This is a genomic window from Pseudomonas sp. 30_B, assembly GCF_017491605.1.
Classification (GTDB): Bacteria; Pseudomonadota; Gammaproteobacteria; order Pseudomonadales; family Pseudomonadaceae; genus Pseudomonas.
Genome location: NZ_JAFGYY010000511.1, coordinates 1 through 243, shown reverse-complemented (window position 1 = coordinate 243; position 243 = coordinate 1). Strand labels below are relative to the sequence as shown.

Annotated in this window: 1 pseudogene; it reads left to right on the top strand. The window is 64.2% G+C overall.

The features are described 5' to 3' along the window. Nucleotides 1–243: pseudogene (locus tag J5M67_RS29280) on the top strand (arylsulfatase); the annotation flags it as partial.

The following is a 243-nucleotide window of genomic DNA, read 5'->3' as shown; positions in this document are numbered from 1 at the left end:
GGTGCGAACAGCGCGCACCGGGTGGCCTGAAGGTCTGGAGCGAGCCATTCACCTGCCTGCGCGTGCCCAAGCTGTTCAACCTGCGCATGGACCCCTACGAGCGGGCGGATGTGGTCTCCGACCAGTACAGCGACTGGCTGGTGAAGAACGCCTACCTGATGGGCATCGCCACCATGAAGTCCACGCAGTTCCTGCAGACCTTCATCGACTATCCGCCGAGCCAGCGCCCGGCCAGCTTCACCA